This is a genomic window from Cognatiyoonia sp., assembly GCF_965661665.1.
GTDB lineage: Bacteria > Pseudomonadota > Alphaproteobacteria > Rhodobacterales > Rhodobacteraceae > Cognatiyoonia.
Genome location: NZ_CBFIEO010000002.1, coordinates 49,601 through 74,194 on the forward strand (window position 1 = coordinate 49,601; position 24,594 = coordinate 74,194).

General features: G+C 58.4%; 24 protein-coding genes. 10 read left to right on the forward strand and 14 right to left on the reverse strand.

Translation table 11 applies throughout. The features are described 5' to 3' along the window. On the reverse strand, positions 1–987 hold the full coding sequence (deoC, locus tag ACTF5F_RS01555) for a deoxyribose-phosphate aldolase (protein ID WP_438955122.1): 987 nt from the start codon (positions 985–987) through the stop codon (positions 1–3). A 107-nt stretch (positions 988–1,094) separates the two neighbouring features. After that, positions 1,095–1,730, reverse strand: coding sequence for a helix-turn-helix domain-containing protein (locus ACTF5F_RS01560; RefSeq protein ID WP_438955123.1), 636 nt, complete (start codon positions 1,728–1,730; stop codon positions 1,095–1,097). Between the two features lie 242 nt (positions 1,731–1,972). On the opposite strand from ACTF5F_RS01560, the gene rpe reads away from it, so the two are divergent. The 5 genes from rpe (at position 1,973) to ACTF5F_RS01585 (ending at position 4,346) form a co-directional block, all read left to right on the forward strand. Then, complete coding sequence (gene rpe, locus ACTF5F_RS01565; protein ID WP_438955124.1) at positions 1,973–2,647, forward strand: ribulose-phosphate 3-epimerase; 675 nt, start codon at positions 1,973–1,975, stop codon at positions 2,645–2,647. A gap of 205 nt (positions 2,648–2,852) precedes the next feature. Next, the gene (locus ACTF5F_RS01570) at positions 2,853–3,083 is read left to right on the forward strand and encodes a response regulator (protein WP_438955287.1); all 231 of its coding nucleotides are present in this window, start codon (positions 2,853–2,855) and stop codon (positions 3,081–3,083) included. Further along, positions 3,080–3,421 carry a winged helix-turn-helix domain-containing protein gene (locus tag ACTF5F_RS01575; RefSeq protein ID WP_438955125.1) on the forward strand — a complete coding sequence of 114 codons (342 nt, stop codon included), beginning with the start codon at positions 3,080–3,082 and terminating at the stop codon, positions 3,419–3,421. The genes ACTF5F_RS01570 and ACTF5F_RS01575 overlap by 4 nt, the downstream gene beginning before the upstream one ends. A 20-nt stretch (positions 3,422–3,441) precedes the next feature. Then, positions 3,442–3,924 (forward strand): hypothetical protein, encoded by a 483-nt coding sequence (locus ACTF5F_RS01580; RefSeq protein WP_438955126.1) that lies wholly within the window; start codon positions 3,442–3,444, stop codon positions 3,922–3,924. Next, on the forward strand, positions 3,813–4,346 hold the full coding sequence (locus ACTF5F_RS01585) for a sensor histidine kinase (RefSeq protein ID WP_438955127.1): 534 nt from the start codon (positions 3,813–3,815) through the stop codon (positions 4,344–4,346). The genes ACTF5F_RS01580 and ACTF5F_RS01585 overlap by 112 nt, the downstream gene beginning before the upstream one ends. Before the next feature lie 212 nt (positions 4,347–4,558). Here the strand turns inward: ACTF5F_RS01585 and xylA are convergent, their stop codons facing one another. From xylA to ACTF5F_RS01645, 12 genes are all read right to left on the reverse strand, one after another. Beyond that, entirely contained in the window at positions 4,559–5,860 is a 1,302-nt protein-coding gene (xylA, locus tag ACTF5F_RS01590; RefSeq protein WP_438955128.1) for a xylose isomerase, read from the reverse strand. Then, positions 5,857–7,299: a xylulokinase gene (xylB, locus tag ACTF5F_RS01595; protein ID WP_438955129.1), complete on the reverse strand. Its 1,443-nt coding sequence runs from the start codon at positions 7,297–7,299 to the stop codon at positions 5,857–5,859. The genes xylA and xylB overlap by 4 nt, the downstream gene beginning before the upstream one ends. Before the next feature lie 131 nt (positions 7,300–7,430). Continuing rightward, complete coding sequence (locus ACTF5F_RS01600) at positions 7,431–7,985, reverse strand: sarcosine oxidase subunit gamma (protein ID WP_438955130.1); 555 nt, start codon at positions 7,983–7,985, stop codon at positions 7,431–7,433. After that, positions 7,978–10,911 (reverse strand): sarcosine oxidase subunit alpha family protein, encoded by a 2,934-nt coding sequence (locus tag ACTF5F_RS01605; protein ID WP_438955131.1) that lies wholly within the window; start codon positions 10,909–10,911, stop codon positions 7,978–7,980. Before ACTF5F_RS01605 ends, ACTF5F_RS01600 begins: the two co-directional genes overlap by 8 nt. After that, positions 10,908–11,195, reverse strand: a complete 288-nt coding sequence (locus ACTF5F_RS01610; protein ID WP_438955132.1) for a sarcosine oxidase subunit delta — start codon at positions 11,193–11,195, stop codon at positions 10,908–10,910. Before ACTF5F_RS01610 ends, ACTF5F_RS01605 begins: the two co-directional genes overlap by 4 nt. Then, positions 11,195–12,445 (reverse strand): sarcosine oxidase subunit beta family protein, encoded by a 1,251-nt coding sequence (locus tag ACTF5F_RS01615; protein ID WP_438955133.1) that lies wholly within the window; start codon positions 12,443–12,445, stop codon positions 11,195–11,197. Before ACTF5F_RS01615 ends, ACTF5F_RS01610 begins: the two co-directional genes overlap by 1 nt. A gap of 121 nt (positions 12,446–12,566) precedes the next feature. Continuing rightward, positions 12,567–14,081 (reverse strand): malonate--CoA ligase, encoded by a 1,515-nt coding sequence (locus ACTF5F_RS01620; protein ID WP_438955134.1) that lies wholly within the window; start codon positions 14,079–14,081, stop codon positions 12,567–12,569. Between the two features lie 181 nt (positions 14,082–14,262). Then, positions 14,263–15,000, reverse strand: coding sequence for a sulfotransferase family protein (locus ACTF5F_RS01625; RefSeq protein WP_438955135.1), 738 nt, complete (start codon positions 14,998–15,000; stop codon positions 14,263–14,265). Next, positions 15,000–15,821 carry a hypothetical protein gene (locus tag ACTF5F_RS01630; RefSeq protein WP_438955136.1) on the reverse strand — a complete coding sequence of 274 codons (822 nt, stop codon included), beginning with the start codon at positions 15,819–15,821 and terminating at the stop codon, positions 15,000–15,002. The genes ACTF5F_RS01625 and ACTF5F_RS01630 overlap by 1 nt, the downstream gene beginning before the upstream one ends. After that, entirely contained in the window at positions 15,818–16,222 is a 405-nt protein-coding gene (locus ACTF5F_RS01635; RefSeq protein ID WP_438955137.1) for a GFA family protein, read from the reverse strand. The genes ACTF5F_RS01630 and ACTF5F_RS01635 overlap by 4 nt, the downstream gene beginning before the upstream one ends. After that, on the reverse strand, positions 16,215–17,294 hold the full coding sequence (locus tag ACTF5F_RS01640) for an aromatic ring-hydroxylating oxygenase subunit alpha (protein ID WP_438955138.1): 1,080 nt from the start codon (positions 17,292–17,294) through the stop codon (positions 16,215–16,217). Before ACTF5F_RS01640 ends, ACTF5F_RS01635 begins: the two co-directional genes overlap by 8 nt. Further along, positions 17,291–18,178: a MurR/RpiR family transcriptional regulator gene (locus tag ACTF5F_RS01645; protein ID WP_438955139.1), complete on the reverse strand. Its 888-nt coding sequence runs from the start codon at positions 18,176–18,178 to the stop codon at positions 17,291–17,293. Before ACTF5F_RS01645 ends, ACTF5F_RS01640 begins: the two co-directional genes overlap by 4 nt. 61 nt (positions 18,179–18,239) lie before the next feature. Here ACTF5F_RS01645 and ACTF5F_RS01650 point away from each other — a divergent pair, with 61 nt between their 5' ends. Genes ACTF5F_RS01650 through ACTF5F_RS01670 form a run of 5 tightly spaced genes read left to right on the forward strand, consistent with a single transcriptional unit; the run spans position 18,240 to position 24,592 of the window. Further along, positions 18,240–20,705, forward strand: coding sequence for an FAD-dependent oxidoreductase (locus ACTF5F_RS01650; RefSeq protein WP_438955140.1), 2,466 nt, complete (start codon positions 18,240–18,242; stop codon positions 20,703–20,705). Continuing rightward, complete coding sequence (locus ACTF5F_RS01655; protein WP_438955141.1) at positions 20,702–21,796, forward strand: alcohol dehydrogenase family protein; 1,095 nt, start codon at positions 20,702–20,704, stop codon at positions 21,794–21,796. The genes ACTF5F_RS01650 and ACTF5F_RS01655 overlap by 4 nt, the downstream gene beginning before the upstream one ends. Further along, a complete protein-coding gene (locus ACTF5F_RS01660) occupies positions 21,793–22,389 on the forward strand; it encodes a dimethylsulfonioproprionate lyase family protein (protein WP_438955142.1) in 597 nt (198 codons plus the stop codon). The genes ACTF5F_RS01655 and ACTF5F_RS01660 overlap by 4 nt, the downstream gene beginning before the upstream one ends. Next, complete coding sequence (locus ACTF5F_RS01665; protein ID WP_438955143.1) at positions 22,386–23,492, forward strand: mandelate racemase/muconate lactonizing enzyme family protein; 1,107 nt, start codon at positions 22,386–22,388, stop codon at positions 23,490–23,492. Before ACTF5F_RS01660 ends, ACTF5F_RS01665 begins: the two co-directional genes overlap by 4 nt. After that, positions 23,489–24,592, forward strand: a complete 1,104-nt coding sequence (locus ACTF5F_RS01670; protein WP_438955144.1) for a mandelate racemase/muconate lactonizing enzyme family protein — start codon at positions 23,489–23,491, stop codon at positions 24,590–24,592. The genes ACTF5F_RS01665 and ACTF5F_RS01670 overlap by 4 nt, the downstream gene beginning before the upstream one ends. Positions 24,593–24,594 lie beyond the last annotated feature (2 nt).

Here is a 24,594-nt window from a genome sequence, read left to right on the forward strand (position 1 = left end):
TTATCCAATCGGATGGCGCCAGTTGGCGGAGTAGCTGCCGGTCACGTGATGTTCGAGTTGCCGTTCGATGTCGCCCAAGAGCGACGACGCCCCGAAGCGAAAAAGGTCGGGCTGGAGCCATCTGTCGCCCAGCTCATCCTTGATCATCGACAGATAGGTGATCGCGTCTTTGGCTTTGGAAATACCGCCTGCGGGTTTGTAGCCCACTTTAAACCCTGTGCTGGCTTGATAGGCACGAATGGCGCGGATCATGGTCAGGGTCACGGGCAGGGTCGCATTGACGGGCTCTTTGCCGGTGGAGGTTTTGATGAAATCGGCGCCAGCCATCATGCAGACTAGGCTGGCCTTAGCGACAGTGCGAAGCGTGCCGAGCTCGCCGGTGGCAAGGATGGCTTTGACGTGCGCATGCCCACAAGCAGCGCGCATCTCTTTCATTTCGTCATAAAGCGCTTGCCAATTGCCGGTGAGCGCGTAGCGGCGGGAAATGACGATGTCGATCTCTTCCGCGCCCGCCGCAACGCTTTCGCCAATCTCTGCAATGCGCAGGTGAAAAGGCGACAGTCCCGCTGGAAAACCGGTGGAAACAGCCGCAACCGGAATGCTGGAGCCGCGCAGAGCCTCGACAGCCGTTGGTACCATGTCGTGATAGACGCAGACCGCGCCTGTGGTCAGACCCGTCATGCCCAGTTTGTCCAACAGCGCGGGGGAAACGGGTTGTTTCGCCTTCGCGCAAAGGCGTCGGACACGGTTTTCAGTGTCGTCGCCGCTCAAGGTCGTCAAATCGATGCAGGAAATCGCTTTGCACAGCCACGCCGCTTGATAGTTCTTCTTGACCGACCGCCTGCCGGGCAGGGTTTTGGCCCGCCGTTCAATCGCCGACGTGTTTGCCTGAACGGAAGCCACCCAATCCAGATCAAGCGGGATACCATCGTTTCGTGGTGCTTGGATCTGTGGCAGCTGGTGCGTGTCTGTGACAGCGGTGTGCACGTGTATTCTCCTGTATAGGTCTGATCAGTGGCACGGAACCGCCGCGCGATGCAACTAGTTGGCGCGCTTTGGCTGAAGGATATCGCGCTGATACGCCTGACGGTATTTCAGCGGTGTGGCCCCGTGATGGGCGCGGAACAGCTTTGAAAATGTGCCATATTCGGGATGCCGCATTGGGCGGCAAAATCCTGAACGATGTCGCTGTCGGTGATTAGTTGTTGCGCGGCATAGTGCATCCGGATTCCATTGATGTACTCTGACGGGCTTTGCCCTGTGAACGCGCGCATGGACCAGCTGACGTGCGCATGGGTGAGGCCCGTGCGTTTGACGAGGCCAGCGGCACCCTCTTGGAAGGCGTTCGGGTCGGTCATGTCATTCAAGGCGTCAGATAACCATGCGGGCATGTCAGTGGCGTTCATGCCCTTGGCCATGTCGGTCAGAATGGGCAGAATAAACGCCTCCGTCGCCAGCGCGGATCGGCTGCTTTGTTCTAACTTCAGCGCCGCTTGGTTCAGTTGCGCCAGGTCGCGGCTGTTGAGGCTGCGCTGGTGCATGATCGAAAGATCGGGGAGGGCTGGGCCATGTCGATCTTGGAGCTTGTCGATGATGTCTGGATGCAGGCATAGGGCGACGATCAACGCAAACTCTCCCTTGGTTTGAACACCATGTGCGGGGTCGGGGGGCATGAGGATCAAATCACCATCGGACAACGCATCAATCCGACCATCAATATGGTGCCGCACCCGCCCATTCTGCACCCAAAAGAGTTCAAAAAGTCGTGCGTATGCAGCGGATTGGGCCGTGCGGGGTCAGCTCCGCCCGCGTGATGTGAACGTGATCCCCATTTTTCAGAATGTCAGCATGGCGCAGCGTGATCGTCATGTCGAAATCCTAGCACATCACGGACAATGTGGACCCAGATAACAGTAGGTGACATTGCGGAAGAGGGGCGCTAAGGACGAGACATCAAAAGCAGGGGGAAGACATGAGCTTTGATCGGTCTATAAAGATCGCACCATCTATTTTGGCTGCAGATTTTGCAAACTTTGGCGCGGAATGTGCAGCGGTTGAGTCGCAGGGTGCAGATTGGATTCATGTCGATGTGATGGACGGTCATTTTGTGCCCAACATCTCTTTCGGGGCGACAACCTGCAAAGCCATTCGTCCGCATATCAAGGGCGTTATGGATGTGCATCTGATGATCGCGCCTATTGATCCCTACATCCAGGATTTCGCCAATGCAGGCGCTGATTTCATCACCGCTCATGTCGAAGCAGGCCCGCATATCCATCGGACGCTTCAGGCCATTCGAGGGGCAGGATGCAAAGCAGGTGTTGCCTTGAACCCCGGCACCCCTGCCAGCGCAGTGGAAGAGCTTTTGGACATCGTGGATTTGGTCTGTGTGATGACCGTGAACCCTGGATTTGGCGGACAGAGCTTTATCGACATGACCGCAAAAGTGCGCGCCCTGCGTGATATGATTGGTGACCGTCCCGTTCACATCGAAATTGACGGCGGTGTCGATCCAAAGACCGCACCATTGGTCGCGGCCGCAGGTGCGGACGTTCTGGTGGCAGGGTCTGCTGTGTTCCGTGGCGGCTCCGTCAACAATCCAGAGCCCTATGGCGCCAACATCCGCGCCATCCGCGAAGCAATCTGATCTGCACAAAAACTGCAGAAGCGGCGCGTGACCCGTTGCACGGTGGCGTCCTATCCCTAAATGGATGGAAACACGGAGATTTAGGATGGACCGCCGGATACTCATTGCTGACGATGATGCCCAGATCAGGAACGTGCTGCGCATGTCGCTGGAACAAGCAGGCTTTGACGTGCAGTAGGTATCGAATGGTCGCGACGCGTTGAAAGTGGCGCTGCGCGATCTACCTTACCGCGTCGTTCTCGACATCGGCATGCTGGAAATAGAAGGACTGGAGGTGTGCCGCGAACTGCGCAAATCGACAGGAACGTCAATCCTCTTCCTGACCGCACAAGGGGATGAGATTGATCGCGTGGTCGGCCTTGAACTTGGCGCGGATAACTATGTGTCAAAGCCCTTCTCCCCCGCGAAGTCATTGCGCGGATTAGGGGGATCTTGAAACGTGCGGGCGCTGATGCAGTACCCACCACCACGATGCAGCGCGACGCACTCAAGCTCGATCCAGATCGGCACCTCTGCGAGGTGGGTAATACGCCTGCAACTTTGACCGCGCGCGAGATGGAACCGGTCATTCAGCTCATGAAACGCCCCAACCACGTTATGGCACGGCCACAGCTGGTTGATGCCATCTACGGCACCAACATCCATGTCAGCGACCGCACGATGGACAACCATTTGCGTAACGTGCGGGCAAAGTTCGCGGCCGTGGACTGTGACGACGCAATCGAGACGGTCCATGGCGTTGGCATCCGCATGGGCCCATGCAGCGCGATATAGAGGTCAAATGGTGGCCACCGATGTGGTTTGTCATCAGCGGCACGATTGGCGCGATGCTGTTGCTGCCAATCTTGGCGCTTTTTGTTTTGAGCCGTCTGGTTCAAGTTACGGACTTCAACACCGCGCTTCTGCTGACGGCGATGGGTCCGATGGGTGTTGGGGTAATCGTCGGTTGGGTGCTGCTCCACGTTCTCTTGCGTCCGATTACGGCTTTTGCCGCGCGGGTGGATAACATCCGCACCGGCCAAACCGATGCATTGGCCCCGCTCGATCATTATGGTACGTCCGAGATGGAGGCGATGCGCCGCTCCATGCGGCAGATGGGCAACGTCCTGCTAGATCGTGAAGCGGTTCTGCGCAGCTATGCCGATCATGTGACCGACGAACTCAAATGCCCCTCACCTTCGTGCAAGGCGCGGCGGAGTTGCTCGCCAATCCAGACCTTCCTGAGGCGAACCGAAAACAAACGGTTGGGTATATCACCGAAGCCTCCGAAAGCATGACCAGCCTCTTGGATGCGCAAAGGGTGCTGGCCCACGCGAATGAACCGCTGCCCGTCGGCAAGTGTCGGTTTTCAGAGGTGTTGCCAGAGGCCAATGACGTTGTTTTTGCGTGGGATGGTGTGATCCCGCTGTCGCAAACTGCCTTTGAGCCTGTGGCCAAGCATCTCATCTCAAACGCACGTCAACACGGGGCGTCGCAAATCACATTCTCTGTCTCAAACAACATGCTCACGGTCAGTGACAACGGGGCCGGTATCTCCCCCGGAAACCGCAACCACGTGTTTGATCCGTTCTTCACTACAATGCGCGACAGCCGCGGCACAGGTATGGGATTGCCGATTGTGCGCCAGATGTTGGAGGCGCAGGGCGCCTCAATCGAGATTCTGGACGAAAAAAACACCATATTCGCGATTAAGTCCTAACCACTACATCCTGTGGTTGATGCAAGGTGTGAAACTATATCAATTGTTCCTATTATCCTAACCCTGCGGAAACCTCATATTAAGCACGTAACGAGTTGGGTGTTTCCCAGTTCTCGAAGGGTAGCTGATATCTCGGCATGTTTGGGGCCCGCTGTGGCGATCAAAACTCCAGCAAGCTGATGCTGCAGCGGGTCTTTCCCGCCGCCTTTCATTTAGAGATATGAGTTGATTAGGTTTTCTAAGCGTTCCTGACGCCCAGACTTTGGCTGCGGGTTGATGTCTTTGGTCCGCACCATCTCCTCTATTGAGGCCAAGTCAGACGACAGCAAAGCCTGTCCATCCTTTGTGTCCCAGCCCGCGTAGCGAGCGTCACGCGCCTTTTCCAACTTGTCTTCCTCCAGCATAGCTGCCGCTGCTTTCAGACCGGCTGCACAGGCATCCATTCCACCGACGTGCGCAAGGATCAGATCCTCGGGATCAAGTGACTGGCGACGCAGTTTTGCATCAAAGTTTGTGCCGCCCGTGGTGAACCCGCCAGCACGGAGGATTTCATAAAACGCCAGTGCCATTTCAGGCACGTTGTTGGGGAACTGGTCGGTGTCCCAACCGGATTGATAATCGTTCCGGTTCATATCGATGGAGCCGAAAATGCCCAGCTCCCGCGCGGTTGCGAGTTCATGCTCAAACGTGTGACCTGCCAAGATCGCGTGACCCTGCTCGATATTCACCTTCACCTCATTCTCAAGGTCGAAATCTTTCAAGAATCCATAAACCGTCGCCACATCGTAATCGTACTGATGCTTCGTCGGTTCCTGCGGCTTCGGTTCAATCAAGATCGTGCCTTTGAAGCCCATCTTGTGCTTGTAATCGACGACCATCTGCAACATGCGACCCGCCTGCTGACGTTCGCGCCCCATGTCGGTATTCAGCAGTGTCTCATAGCCTTCGCGACCGCCCCAAAGGACGTAATTCTCCCCGCCCAGCTTCATCGTCGCATCCATGCAGCTTTTGATCGTTGCAGCGGAATAGGCAAAAACGTCGGGGTCAGGGTTCGTTGCCGCCCCCGACATGAACCGGCGGTGGGAGAAGAGGTTGGCCGTGCCCCAAAGCAGTTTGACGCCAGTCTTCTCCATCTTCTGCGCGAAGTAACCGACGATCTCTTCCAGATTGTGGGTGCTTTCGGCGAAATTCGCGCCTTCGGGCCGCACGTCTGCGTCGTGGAAGCAGAAGTAAGGCGCACCAAGGATTTGGAACATCTCGAAGGCGACGTCAGCTTTCAGCTTCGCAAGCTCCATCGTGTCGCCAAACCAAGGCCGGTCGAACGTCTGGCCGCCAAACGGGTCGCCGCCGGGCCATGCGAAGCTATGCCAATATGCGACGGAGAAGCGCAAATGCTCCGCCAGCGTCTTACCCATAACCACTTCGTCCGGATTGTAGTGACGAAAGGCAAATTCATTTTTGGTCGTAGGCCCTTCATAGGAAATTTTGGGAATATCTTTGAAAAAATCGGTCATGATGAAAGGTCCTTTAGTTTGAGATAGGCCGCTTTGTAGGCCGCGTGACCCTCGGTGATCGCGTCAGTCAGTTTTGGATCTGGGTCGATGGATTGTGCGAGCGGCGGTTGTGTCGCAATTTCAGAGCCTGCGCCGGTTGCCGCCATCATCCCAAGGCGCGCGGCCCCAAGCGCAGCACCGAAATCACCAGCCTTGGGCAGATCGAGCGAAATGTTCAATGTCGTGGCGAGCATTTTGAGCCAATGCGCTGACTTCGTGCCGCCGCCCAAGGCGAGGGCGCGGGTGATCGTGGTGCCCGTCGCGGCGAGAGCCTCCTGGCAGTCAGCGAACGCGAAAGAGACACCTTGGAGGACAGCGCGCGCCGCCTCCGTTGCGTCGGTTGTGTGCTCAAGGTTCAAGAATTGCCCACGGATCGCGGCGTCGTTGTGCGGCGTCCGCTCGCCGCCGAGATAAGGGAGGAAGATCGATTTGGTCGGCGCCCGCAAATCACCGAGGCCAGAGGTTAGCTCTTCCGCGCTCCTGCCCGTCAAACGCGCCAGCCATTCCAATGCATCCGTCGCAGCAAGGATTACGCCCATCTGATGCCATGTCTCCGGAACCGCGTGGCAGAATGAGTGAACGGCAGTCGCAGGATAGGGTCGGTAGCCATTGTTGGCGGCAAAGAGCACGCCAGACGTGCCGAGCGACAGAAAGGCGGTGCCGTCTTCAAGGACGCCCGCGCCTATGGCCGCTGCCGCATTGTCCCCCGCGCCACCAGCAACGATTGCTTGAGGCAGACCAAGGTCAGCCGCCAAGTCAGCCCGCAAAATGCCAGACACCTCTGACCCCTCGACCAAGCGGGGCATATGATCGCGGCTTAGGTGACACGCGGCCAGAATCTCATCCGACCAATCCCGCTGCCCGGTGTTGAGCCATGTGGTGCCAGCGGCATCCGACATCTCCGACACATGTTCGCCCGTCAGGAACAATCGCAAATAGTCTTTGGGCAGAAGTATTTTCGTTGTTTTGGCAAAGACCTCCGGCTCATTCCGCCGGACCCACTCCACTTTCGGGGCTGTGAACCCAGGAAAGACGATGTTGCCTGATATGTCGCGAAATTTCGGGTCCGCATCCATCTGTGCCGCTTCCGCATGGCTGCGCGTGTCGTTCCACAACATGCAGGGGCGCGATGGCTGGTCATCCGCGCCGATCAATGTGGCCCCGTGCATATGGCCAGACAGACCAATGCCCGCGACATCGCTGCAATCCGACTTCTGCGCCAAAGCGCGCAGCGCCTCAACTGCGGCACCGCACCATGACTGCGGGTCTTGCTCCGACCAGCCGTCATGCAGGCGTTGAACAGACAACCGCACGCTATGCTCTGCCAAAACTTCCTGCTGTTCGTTGACCAGGATCGCCTTGAGTGAGGAGGTGCCGAGATCGAGACCGATGAACGTCATGCGACTTGCAAGGCCGACGAACGGCCCAAGCCAGCGTCAAATTGTCGAAAAGTGTTCATGATCCCTCCCAAGATGGGGGGACCATATAAAGGAATGTTAGCGCAATCAACGCGCTCTGACGGGTGTTTTTGCTATGCCACTGACCGCGCGGCAGTCACCAATGCATGATGCAGTGAATGGGCGGAGGCCCGTGGACCCAAGACGCGGATATGGTTCTCATCCTCCCGCCGTATCACGAAACAGCTCATTTGGTGGATCATCGTGCGTTGCACATCGCCTGCTGTAACGCGGCGGATTGGGACGTTGCAAAGCAGCTCGCACATGTCCGGCATTGCATCGCCAGTGACGTCAAAGACAACCCAAGCGCCCGACTGTTCCGTGACGGAGGCGGCAGAGCCCAACTGCGCCTTCATCTGATCGGCAATGTCTTCGTGGCTGTCCATCGGTGCGCCAATCATCCACTGATCGGGCCCCATCCAAAAACCGGCTTCAGGGTCATGCAAGACCGCACGCCCAACGTCCGGCACGGCACCCAAGACCGACTTCAGCACCTTCTTGCACTTGGTCAAACCATCCTTTCGCGCAGCGACTGAGGCCAGCGCAACATTCGTGTTCTCCGCAATTGTCATCGTCCCGATCGTCTCAGGACCGCTGCCAATGGCCGCAATTGGTTTCAGATCATGCACGGAGCCGCTCCCCATCTGGATCAACGAAGTGGGCGCTGACGATTTCGACTTCTACATCAACGTTGGTCAGCGGGCTGACAAGGCGCATCTTTTCGCCCATCCGCTCCGACCCGTTCTTAAGGAAGCCAATCGCAATCGCGTGGCCAAGGATCGGTGAATAGCAGGCGGAGGTTGCATACCCTTGGTCATGCGCCGCAACGACTGGCCCTGTGGCGTTCATCAAATGCGCACCCGCCGGAACGGGATCGTTCGCGTTGACCGGCTTGATGCCGACCTGCCGCAAATCGCCTATGCGATTAAGTCCCTCACGCCGCGACAGAACCGCGCCGATGCTGTCTTTCTTGGTACTGACCATGCGGCCCATCCCAAGGTTCGCGGCTGTCGTCGTGCCGTTCAATTCATTGCCCGCCGCATGGCCTTTCTCAATCCGCATTACACCAAGTGCTTCAGTGCCATAAGGCGTGATGTCGAACTCGGCGCCCGCCTCCATGATCCGGCGCATCAGCGCGTCGCCATAGGCTGTTGGTACCGCGATCTCATAGGCCAATTCGCCGGAGAACGAGATGCGGAACAACCGCGCGCGCAACCCACCGCAAACGGTGATTTCGGCGCAAGCCATGAAGGGGAACGCCTCATTGCTGATATCTTGGTCGACGATTTTCTCCAAGACTTTCCGGCTGTTAGGACCAGCCACTGCATATTGCGCCCAGGCTTCGGTGGTGGAGATGAGCTGCACATCTATGTCAGGGCAAAGGCACTGACGCACAAACTCCATATGTCGGTAGACGGGCAGGGCGTTTGCCGTGGTTGTTGTGACGACGAAGTGATCTTCCGCCAAACGGGCCGCCGTGCCATCGTCCATCGCAATGCCGTCTTCGCGCAGCATTAGGCCATAGCGGGTCTTGCCTACAGCGAGCTTTGCAAAACCGTTGCAGTAGATCTTGTTCAGGAACGCGGCAGCGTCGGTGCCTTGAACGTCGACTTTGCCAAGCGTGGTCACATCGCAAACACCGACGGAGTTGCGCGTCGCCAACACTTCGCGATCCACACTTTCGCGCCACGTCGTCTCCCCCGGACGGGGGAACCATTGGGCGCGCAGCCAGTTGCCAACCTCGACAAACACAGCGCCCTGTTCTTCCGCCCAAGCGTGGGAGGGGGTCAGACGTTTCGGATGAAATTCCTGCCCGCGATGACGTCCGCCAAAAGCACCGATGGCGACAGGCGTATAAGGCGGGCGGAAAATGGTCGTGCCGGTCTCTGGGATGGTTTTGCCCGCAAGCTCCGCCATGATCGCAAGGCCACCGATGTTTGCGGTTTTACCTTGGTCCGTGGCCATGCCGAGTGTCGTGTAGCGCTTGAGGTGCTCAACACTGCGGAACCCCTCCTGATGGCTCAGTTTCACGTCCTTCACAGTGACATCGTTCTGCTGGTCGAGCCACGCACGCTGGCACCCTTCGACATACCAGAAGGGTGCGACGTTCACTGGCCCATCGTCAGCTTCCGGCATCTTCGGCAACCGTCCCTTGAGGCCCATGGCATCCTTTGCCGCCCGTGCGCCTGAGGCGATCGCACCAGAGGTGGTCAAATCGCCGTTCGCCGCGCCAGCGACGGTCATACCAGCAGGAACATCGCCCGGAACAAAGGCCGAAATTTCGTCATTCCATGTTGGACGCCCCCGCTGATGGCAGGTCATGTGCACATTCGGGTTCCAACCGCCCGCCATGCCGAGCGCGCCACATTCGATGGTGCACGACGTCCCATCCGCCAATCGCACCTCTGCAAAGCTGAGGCCCAGACGCCCTTTGGTGTCTGTGACAACCGCACCGGACAGCACTTCGTAATCTGATGATTTCGGCGCGTCTGGCCGCGTATCGATGACCGTGACTCTCAAGCCCTTGGCGTGCAAATCAGCCGCAGTCCGGTGCCCATCGTCGTTGTTGGTGAAAATTGCGTTGCGCTGATCGACCGACGCGCCAAACCGGTTCGCATAGGTCCGCAAAGCCGAGGCCAGCATAATACCTGGACGATCGTTGTTCTCAAACGCTATTGGACGCTCAATCGCGCCTGCGGCAAGGATCGTCTGCTGTGTGTAGATGCGCCACAGGATTTGGCGTGGTTTTCCCTCATCCGGCGTGTGCAGGTGATCGCTCACCCGCTCCACCGCGCCATAGATGCCATGATCGAAGGCTCCGATGACGGTTGTGCGGCTCATTAAGCGGACATTCGGCAGGCTCGTCAATTCCGCGACTACGCTGGCCGCCCAGTCAGCCCCAGCTTCATCCCCGATGCCGATGGTTTCTGAATTCAAACGACCACCAAGGCGAAAATCCTCGTCGGCCAGGATCACATCAGCCCCCGCTCGACCAGCGGTCAGGGCGGCCATCAGGCCAGACGGACCGGCACCCACGACCAGCAGGTCACAATGCAAGAAACCTTTATCATAGCTGTCGGGATCATCCTTAAGGGACAACGACCCAAGACCTGCCGCGCGGCGGATAATGGGCTCGTACAGCTTTTCCCAGAATACGGCAGGCCACATAAAAGTTTTGTAGTAAAAACCAGCGGTAAGAAAGTTCGACAGTCTGTCGTTGATGCCAAGAAAATCAAATTTGAGCGACCCCATCCGATTCTGTGATTTCGCCAGCAGCCCATCATAAAGCTCCACGGTCGTGGCTCTGGTATTCGGTTCCTGCCGAGCCCCGCCGCGCAGTTCTACCAAGGCGTTCGGCTCTTCGGAGCCTGCAGACAAAGGCCCGCGCGGGCGGTGGTATTTGAAGCTGCGGCCCATAAGCCGCACGCCATTGGCCAAAAGGGCGGAGGACAGCGTATCGCCAGGATGTCCAGTGAACTGTTTGCCGTCAAAGCTGAACTTGTACGTTGTAGTGTGATCAATCTGACCGCCTGAAATCCGGTTCTTCTGGCTCATTTCGACCGCCCCCGTGCGCGGGCCACATCGCGGGCCATCTCCACCTTGCTGATCTCATGTGTCACCGTGTTGCGCGTGACCACCAGCCAAGACCGATCGCCAGCTTCGTGAAACCAAAGCTCCTGATGTTCGCCCGCCGGATTGTCGCGCAGGTAACCATAGTCATAGAACGCCTCGGCTGCATTCTCGGCCTCCGGATCAGGGCGGTCGATCAGGCCTGCGTCGCCCATATAGGTGAATTCAGCAGCGTCGCGGGGGCCAAGTAAAGGGTGATCAATAATCATCAGTGCAAATTGGGCTGATTGCCCATCCCTTTTTCATCAATCATCAGGCCCTTTTCGAACCGATCAAAGCGGTAGGCCGTCGCGGTCGGGTGAGGCTCATCCTTGGCCAGCAAATGCGCGAAGCAGTAGCCGCTTGCAGGCGTCGCCTTGAAGCCGCCGTAGCACCAGCCGCCATTGAAATAGAGGCCATCAATCTTGGTCCGGTCGATGATGGGCGAGCCATCCATCGACATATCCATGATGCCGCCCCACATCCGCAACAGACGCGCACGGCCTAGCATTGGGAAGATCGCCATCGCGCCTTCGCAGACGTCTTCGACTACCGGTAGGTTGCCGCGTTGCGCGTAGGAGTTGTAGCCATCCAAATCACCGCCAAAGACCAAGCCGCCTTTGTCGGACTGGCTGCAATAGAAGTGACCCGCGCCAAAGGTGATGACGCCGGGCAGGACAGGTTTCAGGCCTTCGCTAACGAAGGCTTGCAAGACATGGCTTTCAATTGGCAGGCGCATCTCTGCCATCGACATCAAGCGGCTGGAGTTGCCCGCCACAGCGCAGCCAACTTTGCCCGCGCCGATGAACCCACGGCTCGTCTCAACGCCCAGACATTTGCCATTTTCGATCTTGAAACCGGTGACTTCGCAGTTCTGGATGATATCGACGCCGCGACTGTCGGCAGCGCGGGCATAGCCCCAAGCCACCGCATCATGGCGCACTGTGCCGCCGCGGTGCTGCGCCAGCCCGCCTTTGATCGGGAACCGTGCATCGCTGGTGTTCAGGAACGGATACCGTTTCTTGATCTCAGCGGAAGTCATCAAATCGGCGTCAGCGCCATTGAGGATCATCGCGTTGCCGCGCCGGACAAATGCATCGCGCTGCGGGTCAGAATGGATCAGGTTCAAGATCCCGCGCTGACTAACCATCGCGTTGTAGTTCAGATCCTGCTCCAACCCTTCCCAGAGTTTGAGCGAGAATTCATAGAACGGCTCATTCCCGTCGAGCAGGTAGTTGGAGCGGATTATCGTCGTGTTACGGCCGACGTTGCCGCCACCGATCCAGCCCTTTTCCAAAACGGCGATGCTTTTCTCGCCATAGACTTTGGACAGGTAATGCGCTGTGGCCAGACCGTGACCGCCGCCGCCGATGATGACGATGTCGTAATTCGACGCAGGCTCTGGGTCGCGCCAAGCAGGTGTCCAGCCCTTGTGGCCGGTCAACGCTTCTTTGATGACTCGAAATCCTGAATATCGCATGTAGTACCTCTGCACATGATCGTAGGGCAGCGGGTGGGGGAGTCAGTTTGATTTCTGACATGGAAGGCCGCAATTCCGACATAGCGTCGTGTTTGCGATGCAAATAGAAGGCGCGGATGGCCTAAGAATCAAACAAATCCGCGAAAATCCGTCGCATTTCCGCCTTTTGTACCTTCCCCATCGTGTTGCGTGGCAGTTCAGGCAAAACGATGATTTTTCTCGGCTGTTTGAACTTGGCGAGCTTGTCTGACAACGCGTTTTTAAGCGCATCTGCGTCAATCGCCACCCCAGACTCTGGCACCACGACGGCAACCACGGCTTCGCCCAAATCCGCGTGGGGGACGCTGATCACCGCTGACTCCAAGACGCAATCTTCCTCGTCTAAGGCTGCCTCAACCTCTTTCGGATAGATGTTGTAGCCGCCCGCGATGATCAAATCTTTCGCGCGGCCAACAATCGTCACATAGCCATCCTTGTCTTGGGTGGCGAGGTCGCCGGTGATGAAAAACCCATCGGGGCGCAACTCTGCCGCCGTTTTCTCGGGCATTTGCCAATAGCCTTGGAACACGTTGGGGCCGCGCACCTCAATCTGTCCAACCTCGCCTTGCGCGACTAGCGCACCCGTCTCAGGGTCCGTGATCTTGAGGTCCACATCGGGCAGGGGCAGGCCAACGGTCCCCGGCTTCCGCGCGCCATCATAGGGGTTTGACGTGCTCATGTTCGTCTCCGTCATCCCGTATCGTTCGAGGATATGATGGCCCGTCCGCTCCGTAAACGCGCGGTGCGTCTCAGCCAGTAGTGGCGCACTGCCAGAGATAAAAAGGCGCATGTTCTTGGCTAAATCCTTGGTGAAACGGGGGTCATCCAGCAGCCGCGTGTAAAACGTTGGGACGCCCATCATCGTGGTGGCAGTGGGCATCGAGTCGATCAACGCATCGGTGGAGAAGCTCTCGATAAACCGCATCGACCCGCCCGTCAGAAGAACGGTATTGATTGCGACGAATAGCCCATGTGTGTGGAAGATCGGCAGCGCGTGTAGCAGTTGGTCGTCAGACGTAAACTTCCACAGATCGACCAGCGTCCGCGCGTTGGAAATCAGGTTTTTCTGGCTCAACATCGCGCCCTTTGAGCGACCGGTGGTGCCGGACGTATAAAGAAATGCAGCCAGATCATCGTCACCACGATCGGTGACACCTGCGCTGGGCACCATTCCATCGCTCAAGGCCGCAAACGTGCCGGTGCCATCGGGGTCCAGCGTTTCAATCCGCGCACCGGAGACTGCCACGACGGGGGCAAGCGCGTCCAAATTTGCCCCATCGCAGACCAACAAAACCGCGCCGCTGTCGGAGACAAAATAGTCGACCTCCGCCGCCGTATAGGCAGGGTTCAGAGGCAAGAAGATAACACCGCGCTGAATGCACGCCGCGCAGAGGGCCAGCGCATCAACGGATTTGCGCAGTTGCAGCGCCACCCGCTCCCCCATGCCAACCCCAAGGTGGTCCAAAGCCGCCGCCATTTGACCCGCACGCGCGATGAAATCCGCATACGTCACGGTCGTTCCGGCATCGGTCAATAGGAACCGCGCAGTGCTGCTGATGTGCTGACCAAAGAGGGCGTCGTAGAGGGAATTTGGCATGGTCGTGCTCCAAACGTACTAATTCGCATAGGCGGCAGCGGTGGCGATCTTGTCAACCAAAAGGCTCGCTGGCGATTAGACTTGCGCAACTGCCAGACCTCAATGGAGATGCAAGCAGCTACGGCGGCTTCGCCCGTCGTATCTAGGGCAAAAGTGACGCCGCACTGTTGCGGATGTATGCCTAGGGTTGCGTTCTGAACTGATAGAGATGGTCGTAGTTCGGCCTTGCGCGACTGTGTACGTCTCTCACCCGCTCTGGCGTCGCGTCTAGTTCCACATATTTGCGCACCTGTGGCTTCAACCCGTCTGAATTGCGCAAGTTCGCGTGGAAAGACCCACCGTCCCACCAGCTGACCTCATCCCGCGCGCCCGGCTCCCATGACAGGGCGCTTTCGATAAAGGGGATTTCCACACTCTCACACCAGCGTTCGACCATTGTGTGCGGATCTTCCAGCAGGTCATCACTGTCGATCACGGGCGGGCGGCGGCCATTTAGCAAGGTGATCTTGTCAAAGAGCGCGCGCTGCTCCGCAAACCCAACCTCGCCTTCATTGAAGTCCGGCCATTTGTCATACATCGACGTGATCGTTTTCGCAGGATCGCGGATCAGAAATGCGTGCTCAAAATGCGCAAGGAAGTCTTTATCCGCCATATGAATGATGTAATGTGGAAAGTCTTTGATGAAGACCGGCGCGCGCGTGGCGCGGTCCAGAATATCTTCGAGTGTCGATTGCAGTGTCAGACCGGGTGTCACCTTGTCCCCGGGCTTCCAACGCGGCCAGATTGGGGCCTCGCCTTGATACCACGCCTCCCCAAACGGTTCATGCAGGCAGTCAAAGTCTCCACGCTGCCGCATCATCCATTCAAACGCGGTGGAGGTAGAGCGGGGCACAGCCCAAAGCGCGAGTATTCGGTGCATCACGCCTCCAAAGTAGCCAGCAACCGACCATGCGGAGTGGTCGGCGCAAGGTCAAGCGATTTGAAAATGCGCCAGTAGAGCGCGGTGTCATGGCCAATCACTGGCTTGCCGAGCATGCGCTCAAGGTGTTCGGTCAGATGAATGGGGCGTTCCGGCACGTCGTCCGGCCCGCTGCGGAAATTGCACATGCCGTTGATGAGATAGGCATCGGCGTCGGGCGCCTGCTCCGCAACATAGACGAACGATTTTTCCGCAAGATCACCATCAAATATCCAACGCTTGGCGTTCACCGCGTCTTGGCTTTCGAACCAGCCCTGATCGTGAAAATTGCCCGCCCAAAGCACGTCAAACCCAGCTTCTTTCAGAAACCTGACGGTGCCCTGCCACCATGCGGGCCAATGATAGGCAGCGTTGAGCGCCACCTTTTCCACATTCATTGCTCGAAGCGCTTCCACCATCGCGTAGCCGGCCATGTGAAACTGCAGGCCGTAGCGATCCGACAAATCCGCGCAGTGCTGCCGGATGCCCTCGACGCCCAATCCCGAGGCATGAACCCAGTTCGACCCAACTTGCCCCGCGACATCGACCCCATTGCGGGACATGCAATGGACGAACTCTTCCAACATGCCGAAGTTCTTTTTTCGCTGGTCTAGGCCGTGCACATAATCGGGATCGTGCAGCATCCAGCCGTGCACCCCGACAGACCGTGGGGCCATGCGCAGAAAATCGGACGGTGCAGCATCGAAATCAAACGGCGGGCAGGTGAAGCCCACCTGATGCGGGAACAGCTTCTGCTCTGCCGTCCATTCCGATGGCATCATGGCTCCGCACTCCGCTCAAAACGGGGTAGGCCGTCATCGATTTTCAACCAGTGAAGATGCTCAGCGGTATGACAATGGAGCTGCGGCTCATAAGCGCTCGGATCCTCCAATGTGGTGGCGCAAAGATGCACTTCGCCGGGCCACCGCGTGCTTTCAAAGCTCATCTGCGAGCCGCAGGTTCCGCAGAATCCGCGCTGGGCGATGTCGGAGGATTTGAAGAACGTCCGCGCGCCTGTCCAAGCCACGTTGTCAGGCGCAAATCCCATCCACGGCACCACAGCAGCGGAGCCTGAGCGTCGGCAACTGTCACAATGGCAAAGCGCGGTCCACATCGGTTCGCTCGCAACCGTAAACCTAACCGCCCCACACAAGCACCGCCCCGTCGCGCCAGCCTTAACCATCGACCGCCTCGCGCATCCATTTTTGCAGGTGCATGACGGAGTGTTCGGAATTCACACCGCATTTCGGGTCCAACACTAAGGGTCCGGGCACATACCCCCGCGACTTTAGCCCGCGCTGCACGCTCTCAACAAGGTGAATATCCTCTTCCACAGTCGTCTCGCGGTCTTGCACAGCAAGCTTGCGCACAACGGGGTTTTCCTCCCCCCCGACGCTGTACCAACCACGGAACACGACCACCCGCTCCGCATCAATCGCGCGCCAGTGATAGGTGTTCAGAACATTCCCTGGATAGACTTGAAACGACACCATCGGCCACAGAAACCACGACGAATATTCCTTCTGATGCGCAAAGCCCGAGTTAATGTCATAGGTCATCTGATCGAGGTTCTGACATTCCGTCGTGTGGCGCAGGCATTTGCCTTGCGGTTGAATGTCATAGGTCTCCGGCTTCACCACGCCTGTCGCAAAGGTGGGGTGATTGAGGGAGCAGTGATAACACTCCGAATAATTCTCCACCGAGACCTTCCAATTGCAGTTCTCGGGGATTTCCACGAACTCAAGCGGGGCCAAATCTCGCCAATTGGGCACCCATTCTTCAAGCTCCGCCCGCGCATTTGGGAACCAGTCGTCCATCGGTTTAGCGTCCGCGTCGAGGTTTACAAAGATGAAGCCTAGAAACTCTTCCGTCCGTACGGAGGTGAGGCAAATCTTCGACCGATCAAAGCCTTCGACTGCGTTGATGTTCGGGCCTGCCCGCAAGCCACCCGTCAGCTCATAGGTCCACGCATGATAGGGGCAAACGACAACGCGCGTCGCGCCGGACCCATCCAGTAACTGGTGGGCGCGGTGTTGGCAAACGTTGTAGAATGTCCGAATGACGTCATCGCGCCCTTTGATGCAAAACAGGCTTTCACCTGCCAGTTCGAACGTAAAATAGTCGCCCGCTTCTTTGAGTTGGCTGGCATGACCAGCGAATTGCCAAGTCTGGGACAAAAGCCCCGTCCGCTCGACCTCAAACACCTTTGGGTCGGTGTAGTAGCGGGCATCTAGCGAACGAAGGGGTTCGGTCATTCAGGGTCTTCCACATAGATGCCAAGCGCATGACGCCGGGCATGAAACTTCTCTACCCTTGTAACGATTTCATCGCTGGCGACCGAATACACAAACGACAAAAGCGTCTCCAAAACGGCAACCGTGGCAACGGAGGAGGGGAAGACCTGCGGCGTTTGGGAGGCGACGACAAACCCATGATTGGCTGCCCGAATTATCGGGCTGGCAGGGCTGTCGGAGATGGCGATCACCTTCATCCCTTGCTCTTTGGCAAGCTTCGCCGCCGCCACAACCTCCGCCCGATAGGGCTTGCAGGTCATTGCGATCAGCACATCGCGTTCATCGCTCCATGCCAGATCGTCAATCGCGGTCGAGCCGGGTCTGGGGATCGTGTGAAACTGCACCATGCCGGTGGAGGCAAGATAGGTGAAATTCTGCGCGTTGGCGTTGTTCACCCCGACACCCATCGTAAACACAGTGCGCGCGGCCCAAACCATTTCCGCTGCCGCCTTCATCGCATCGGCGTCAATGCCGCTGAACGTTTCTTCGATGTTTGAGATCGTTGATTGCACAATGTCGGCGTAAAGCGTCCCAAGCTCGCCCGACTTGCGCACATCCTGCAACCAGCGCACACGATCAGGGAAGCTGACCGCGCCGTTGCGGATTGCGTCGCGGAAAGGTTCGCGGAAGTCATCATAACCCTCAAACCCCACCTGCCGCGCCATGCGCACCAATGTGTTGGGTTTTACCTTCGCGGCTTCTGCAATTTCACGGACGGTTGAGACCCCAACATCGCGCGGATTTTCCAGTACATATGTCGCCGCCTTCTGCGCCTCAGGCGTCAGTTCAGGAAGTTCGGCAGCGAGGCGTTCGAGGACTGTGTATGATACATTTGTGTCATTCATGATTGACGATGGTATATTTGTACGCTTACCGTGTCGAGAGTTTTGCGAGACGAGGCGCATCATGGCTGATTCCCAACTTCCCAGCACTGCACGTGTGGTGATCGTCGGGGGCGGCGTGATGGGTGTCGGGTTGGCCTATCACTTGGCGCATGAGGGTTGGACGGATGTTATTTTGCTGGAAAAGGCGGAGCTGACCAGCGGCAGCACATGGCACGCAGCCGGTCAAATCACGCATTCCACGTCCAGCTTCGGCCTTGGCAAATGTGTCGATTACAACATCGGCCTTTATTCGGGCGGGTTGGAGCGGGAGACGGGCCAACCCGTCACATGGCACGGCTGCGGGTCGTTCCGGCTGGCCTATGACCAAGATGAGATGGATTGGCTCAAACACACTCTGTCGGTCGGGACCGCGCTTGGGTTCAACATCGAACTGGTGACGCCGGATCGCATCGCCGACCTGCACCCGTTTTATAACCTCGACGGTGTAATTGGCGCATTGCACACGCCGGATGATGGCCACGTCGACCCCACCAATGTCACCATGGCAATGGCAGCGGGGGCACGGCAGCTTGGCGTCAAGATCGTCCGCCGCTGCCGCGCAACGAACATCACCCAGGCCAGCACAGGCGAATGGATCGTTGAAAGCGAGAAGGGCACGATCCGCTGTGAGCATGTCGTCAACGCTGGCGGCACCTACGCGCGGCAGATGGGTGAATGGTCCGGTCTGCAACTGCCGATGACCTCCATGACGCACCATTATTTTGTGACGGAGAATGTGCCGGAGTTCGAAACCCTCGACACCGAACTCCCCGTCATCCGCGACGACAAGAAGGTGTCAGGCTACATTCGGATGGAGCAAAAACGCGGCCTCATTGGGATCTATGAAAAGGCCAACCCCAACACGGTTTGGGAGGACCACTGCCCGTGGGAAGCAGAGAATGAGCTGTTCGATCCAGACTATGACCGCGTTATGCCGTGGTTGGAGGAAAGCCTGAACCGCATGCCGATCTTTGCGGAGCTTGGCATCACCCGCGAGGTGCACGGCGCGATCAGCCACCCACCAGATGGCAACCCGCTCATCGGTCCTGCACCCGGCGTGCGGAATTATTGGTGCTGTTGCGGCACACAGATCGGCATCGGTTGGGGGCCGGGCCTGACCCGCGAACTGGCGCGCTGGATGGTTCATGGGGCGGCTGACATTTCGATGCGGGAATTCGATCCGCGTCGTTTCGGTGATTACGCGACGAAGGACTGGCAGGTCATCAAGGCAAAGGAAGACTACTGCCTCCGCCACGAAATCCCGTTCCCGCATTTCAACCGCCTCGCCGGACGACCGATCAAGCCAAGCCCGGTTTATGAGACGCTGAAAGCCAAAGGCGCTGTGTTTGAGGAGGTTTACGGCCACGAACGCCCACGCTGGTTCGCGCCGGAGGGGATGGAGGCGAAGGATATCTACCGCTTCGGCCGCACCGCGCTGCACGATGTGATCGCTGCAGAATGTAAGGCCGTCCGCGAACGGGTCGGGCTGATGGACGTCACAGCCTTCACCAAAGTGCTGGTCAGTGGCCCAGATGCGGAACCCTTCCTCGACCGTTTGGTCGCCAACCGCCTGCCACAAAAGCCCGGCGGGATCGCATTGACCCACATGCTCAACACGCGCGGCCGGATCGAGTTGGAAACGACAGTTGTGCGCATGGCTGATGGGGAGGAGGGGTTCTACCTCGTCTGCGCGGCGTTCTTTGAACAACGTTTGTTGGATCATCTTGCGGCCCACCGCGATGGCGCGGACGTGGACGTCACCAACTTGTCCAGCAATTGGGCCGCACTTTCTCTCAACGGCCCGCGATCCCGTGACGTGCTGTCTCAGACAACCGACGCGCCGCTCAATAACGCCCACTTCAAATGGTTGACCGCGCAAAAGATCACTGTCGCGGGCCATAAGGTTTGGGCCTTCCGCATGTCCTACGCAGGAGAGCTTGGCTGGGAACTGCATATGCCAAACGCGGCCTGCATGGATATCTATGACGCGCTCATGGCCGCAGGTCAGGCGCACGGCATTGCCGACTACGGATCTTTTACGATGAACGTTTTGCGGATGGAGAAAGGCTTCAAAGGGGCAGGGGAATTGACCAATGAAGTCACCCTTCCCGAAGCCGATGTGATACGGTTTGTGAAGCGCGATAAGGCGTTCTTGGGTCGCGATGCCACCCTCGCTAACGAAGACGACATGCTCTGGGTTTGTGCCTATTTGGAAGTGGAGCCGAATGGCACCGAAGACGGCAATGGCGGGGAGGCGGTGCTTTGGAACGGCGCTGTCGTCGGCTCAACCGCCTCCATCGTCTACGGCCATACGGTCGGGAAAATCTTGGTCTTCGCCTATCTGCAACCTGCCGCCGCGAAGCCTGAAACAGAACTAGAGGTCGTAATTGCGGGCCAAAAACGTCGCGCGCGGGTCTTGTCCGAACCGGCCTATGACCCGCAAAGTCTTCTTCCAAGAACGGATGAAGTGATGGAGCCTGCCCAATGACCCTACCCGACACGATGCGCGCGATTGTTTTGGTGGGGCATGGCGGCCTCGACAAACTGGAATACCACACGGATTGGCCACGGCCTGAGCCCGGGCCGGATCAAGTCCTGATCAAGGTCGAAGCCTGCGGTATGAACAACACCGACGTGAACACCCGTGTCGGCTGGTATTCCAAGGCTGTAAGCGATGCGACCAGTGGGGACGGGTTTGAGGAGGTCGGTGAAGACGACCCAACGTGGGGCGGCGCACCGATCAGTTTCCCCCGTATCCAAGGTGCCGACGTCGTGGGGGAGATTGTGGCTGTGGGTGCCAATGTCGACGCCAATCGCATTGGTCAACGCATCATGACCGACAACTGGCTGCGGGATTGGAGCGATCCGCTCAATAAGTATTCGACAGGCTATTTTGGCTCCGAAGCCGATGGTGGCTATGCCGAATACACCGTCATCGACCATCGCAACGCCCATGTGGTGCAAAGCGATATGACCTCTGCCGAGCTTGCGACGTTTTCCTGTTCTTACAGCACGGCCGAAGGGATGCTGACGCGCGCGAACGTCGGCGCGGATGATGTCGTTCTGATCACTGGCGCCTCTGGCGGTGTCGGCTCCGCCCTGATCCAGCTGGCCAAACGTCGCGGCGCGACAGTGGTCGCGATGGCGTCGGAAAGCAAACACACGCAATTGGCGGAACTCGCACCTGACGCGCTCCTCCCCCGCTCCGTCCCGAACTTGGGCAAAGCACTGAAAGCGGCCATCGGACGCGAGACCGTCACAGTCGTGGCAGATATCGTCGGCGGACCTGCGTTCGGATCGCTCATCGATTTGATCGCGCGCGGTGGATACTACACCTGCTCCGGCGCGATTGCCGGCCCGATGGTGGAGCTTGATCTGCGCACCTTCTACCTCAACGATCTGACCTTCACCGGCTCGACCGTCATCCCACCGCAAATCTTTGAAAACCTCGTGAGCTACATCGAACGGGGGGAGGTCAAACCGCTCGTCGCGCAAACCGTGCCGCTTGCCGATTTCCATGCTGGCCAAGCGGCCTTTATCGAGAAATCCCACATCGGGAACTTCGTGGTTGTGCCATGACACCGACGCTGGAAACGCTGATGCAAGAGGTGGCAAAACTCCACGCGGATCATGCCGCACTTGCCGCGTTTTGCCCGTTTCCAAAGGATGTGACCCAACAAGAAATCACGCCGCTCAAAGTCGCTTCAACCGACGGTATGCTCCGCGATGCGCGGCTGGGCGACACGCCCTACAAACCCCTCACGGATGCGTTGCAGGCTTGCGCGGATGAGGTGATCTGGCTTGAGCCGTACAAGGGTACCACGCTCTTCGACAGCCATATGAAAGACTTTGCCTGCTTTGAAATCATCGGCAGGAACACACCGCTCGCCAGCGACCACATGCGCAGCTTCGTTATCTACCAGCCGCCGCATCAGCATTACCCTTGGCACCATCACCCGGCGGAGGAGATCTATGTCGTCCTCGCAGGTTCGGCGGATTTCTTGCTTGAGGGTGCGCTCACCCAAAGGCTCTACGCTGGCGATCATGCATTTCACCCTGCCGGTCGCCCACACGCGCTGATCACAACTGATGACCCTGTGATGGCCTATGTCGCGTGGCGCGATGATTTTGAGACATTCCCCGTTTGGACGGAAATGGAAACAGCACAATGAAGATCACCGCCATCACCGTCTTTCACGTCGATCTACCGCTAGAGCATCCTTACTGGCTCTCCGGTGGTCGCCTGAAATTCGAAGTTCTGGACGCCACGCTGGTGCGCATCGACACTGACGCAGGTCTCACCGGTTGGGGCGAAGGGACGCCGTGGGGCCATACCTATGTCCCCGCCCACGGCCCCGGCATCCGCGCAGGGATCGAAACGATGGCGCCCTTCATCCTCGGTCTAGATCCGTGCAAGTTGCTGGATGTGGAGCGGGCGATGGACCTCGCTTTACCTGGCCACCTCTACGCTAAATCACCGATTGATATGGCCTGTTGGGACATCGCGGGCCAAGCCGTAGGAATGCCGATTGCTGACCTGATGGGCGGCGGATCCCGCACACCGCGGCCGATTGCTTCCTCCGTCGGGGCCAAGACAATCGACGAAACCCGCCAAGTCATCGACCGCTACCGGCAACGCGGCTATGTCGCGCATTCGGTGAAGATTGGCGGCGATGTGGAACGTGACATCGCCCGCGTAAGGGATGTTGAAAGCATCCGCAAACCAGGTGAAATCGTGCTCTACGATGTGAACCGTGGCTGGACGCGGCAACAGGCGTTGCGTGTTATGAAAGCGACCGAAGACCTCTCCGTCATGTTTGAACAACCGGGGGAGACGTTGGACGATATCGCAGCGATCCGCACGAAACACGCAGCACCTGTGTCCGTCGACGAAGCCTTGGTGACGTTGCAGGACGCGGCGCGCATTGCTCGCGACGGGTTGGCGGAGGTGTTCGGCATCAAGCTCAACCGCGTCGGTGGCCTGACCAAAGCCGCGCGGATGCGCGACATCGCCTTGGCGCATGGTATCGACATGTTTGTGATGGCCACAGGAGGCTCCGTCCTCGCCGATACGGAGGCACTGCACCTTGCCGCCACCATCCCTGACGCCAACTGCCACGCGGTTTGGGCCTGCCAAGACATGCTGACGCTCGACATCGCGGGCGGTCGCGGTCCGCGTAACATTGATGGGCATTTGCACTTGCCAGAGGCACCCGGCCTCGGGGTTCATCCGGACGAAGGGGCGCTGGGCGATCCAGTCGCGGTCTACAAGTGAGAGTGTCTAAGATCACCCTTTGGTCAGTCGATCTGACCAGCCACGAGACCTACTACATGGCGGAGGGGAAGACCTGCGCCACGGTCGAAAGCCACATCCTCTGCCTCGAAACAGACACAGGTCTGAAAGGCTGGGGGGAGGTTTGCCCGATCCCACATTATCTGCCTGCTTTCGCCAAGGGCGTGCCGTCGGCGGTGCAGGAAATGGCCCCTGAAATCCTCGGCATCACGCCGACAGGCATCGACGCGCCGATGCGCAAGCTTGACGGGTTCCTTATCGGGCATAACCACGCCAAATCCATTGTCGACATGGCGCTTTGGGATTTGTTTGGACAGGTCACTGGACAGCCGCTCTATGACCTGTTGGGCGGCAGAACGCGCAAGCATATGCCGCTCTACCATTCGATAACCTGCATTGATCCTGACGACATGGCGCAGATCGCGAAGGAGGCTTACGCCACCGGCATCCGCCAGTTCCAAGCCAAACTTGGCGTTGATGCCGATTGGGCCGCAGACGCCGAACGCCTGATCAAAGTGCGAGAGGCCGTGGGCGATGGACCACTGGTCTATGGCGATTGGAACTGCGGCGCATCAAAGCTCCAAGCGACGCGCACGGGCCGCGCGGTGGCGCACCTCGACATAATGCTGGAACAACCCTGCGCGACTTTGGAAGACTGCGCCGCCGTCAGAAACGCAACCGGCCTGCCGATGAAGATCGACGAAAACGCATTCGATCAAGCGAGCCTCTTGAAAGCCTACGAATTGGGATGCCTCGACGCTGTCGCGCTGAAACTGTCGAAATTCGGCGGCTTGTCAGCAATGAAACGCGCCCGCGACCTGACCGTGCATCTGGGGGCGGAGATTTGCGCCGAATGCACGTGGGGGTCGGATATCGTGACTGCCGCATCACTCCACTTCGCCGCCAGCACGCCGCATGGGTCGCTGCTGAACGTCTGCGATCTGTCATCCTACGTCGGCCCGCGTGTGGCACCCGATTGCCCTGTGCGGTCTGAGGGCCGCATCGCGCCGCCGGAAGGTCCAGGATTGGGCGTCACGCCTGACATGGACGTGCTGGGTGAGCCAATCTTGGAACTGAGCTAGCT